Origin of the sequence: Streptomyces sp. NPDC006265 (genome assembly GCF_040613555.1) — a bacterium.
In the GTDB taxonomy this organism is placed as follows: Bacteria; Actinomycetota; Actinomycetes; order Streptomycetales; family Streptomycetaceae; genus Streptomyces.
The window spans coordinates 1-1,286 of sequence record NZ_JBEXSH010001447.1 but is presented as its reverse complement, the minus strand read 5'-3'; the positions used below and the strand labels follow the sequence as shown (position 1 = coordinate 1,286).

General features: G+C 74.5%; 3 protein-coding genes. 2 read left to right on the top strand and 1 reads right to left on the bottom strand.

Features of this window, described 5'->3' with window-relative positions; translation table 11 throughout:
* The first annotated feature begins 71 nt into the window (after positions 1-71).
* Together ABZ281_RS49695 and ABZ281_RS49690 are read left to right on the top strand one after the other, a co-directional pair.
* Positions 72-332 carry a DUF3099 domain-containing protein gene (locus ABZ281_RS49695; protein ID WP_142162402.1) on the top strand — a complete coding sequence of 87 codons (261 nt, stop codon included), beginning with the start codon at positions 72-74 and terminating at the stop codon, positions 330-332.
* A 73-nt stretch (positions 333-405) separates the two neighbouring features.
* Positions 406-780 (top strand): VOC family protein, encoded by a 375-nt coding sequence (locus ABZ281_RS49690; protein ID WP_356665473.1) that lies wholly within the window; start codon positions 406-408, stop codon positions 778-780.
* Here the strand turns inward: ABZ281_RS49690 and ABZ281_RS49685 are convergent.
* Positions 774-1,136, bottom strand: coding sequence for a DsrE family protein (locus tag ABZ281_RS49685; protein WP_356665471.1), 363 nt, complete (start codon positions 1,134-1,136; stop codon positions 774-776). The two genes, ABZ281_RS49690 and ABZ281_RS49685, sit on opposite strands and share 7 nt — an antisense overlap.
* Between the last annotated feature and the right edge of the window lie 150 nt (positions 1,137-1,286).

The following is a 1,286-nucleotide window of genomic DNA, read 5'->3' as shown; positions in this document are numbered from 1 at the left end:
CCAGGCCCCCCCCCCGGGGTGTGCACGCCCGGGGCGCGCCCCTCCGGCGCCCCCGGACCTACGCTGGATACATGTACGCACGCCGGCGTCACACGTACTTCGCGATGATGGGCCTCTGCATCGGCCTCTTCGTGCTGGCCTGGGGTGTCGTGCGCCTGTGGTCCGTTCCCGTCGCCGTCGGGATGTGTGTCGTCGCCATGGTCATCCCGCCTGTGGCGGCCATGGTCGCGAACCGGCGCGGGCCGGAGGACCGGTGGTGGGACGACCCGTCCGGTGACCCCAAGTCCGACGAGTGGTGGGACGAGCTGGACGGCAAGAAGCGCCCGCGCTGACCGGCGTCCGCCTCACCCGCCCGGGGCTGACCGGCGTCCTCCCCGCCGGCCGGGGGTATCCGCGCCGCGCCCCATGAGACTGACAGCGGCGGTCCTGGACGCCCCGCACGCCCGGGGGCTCGCGCACTTCTCTCTGCGGCTGCTGCCCGGCTGGGGCGTCTGGCGGGACGAGGAGAGCCCCGACTGGGTCCACATCCGGCCGCCCGGCGGCGGCACGGGGCTGTCCTTCCAGACGGAACCCGACTACCGGCCGCCGGTCTGGCCGAGCGGGCCGGACCGGCCGCGGATGATGGTCCACCTCGACCTCGAGGTCGACGACCTGGAGCGGGAGACCACGCGGGCCGTCGCCGCAGGGGCGCGGCCGGCCGCCCACCGGCCCCGGGAGGACGTCCGGGTGCTGCTGGACCCGGCAGGGCATCCGTTCTGCCTGTACACGGAGTCTCAGTAGACGAGGGCCTGCGTCCCGTCCGCCATCGCCTCCTGGACGAAGACCTGCGCGCCGGCGATCCGCACGCCGTTGATGACGTCCTGCTCCGTGATGTCACGGCGGGCCGCGCACTGCGTGCACAGCGTGACGCGGCCGGCCGTGAGGAGGGAGTCCAGCAGGTCGGGCAGGGGAGCGGCGTGCGGCAGCTCGAACTCGGCGGCCCGGCCGGGCAGGGCGAACCAGGCGGATTCGCCGGTCAGCCACAGGGAGACGTCGACACCACTGGCCACGGCCACCGCCGCCACCGTGAACGCCTGAGAGCACCGCTCGGGGGCGTCGGCCCCCGCCGTCACCTTGATCACCAGCTTCTTCGCCATGGTCGAATCGTAATCAACGCCCGCGCAACCACGGGCGGCGGCCGAGGGTCTCCTGTGCGCGGGTGGTCTCCTGGGGTCGCCGGGGGTCGAGCCGGGCCAGCAGATGGCCGTCCGGACGGACCACCGCCACGGCCGGCCCCGCGCCCAACG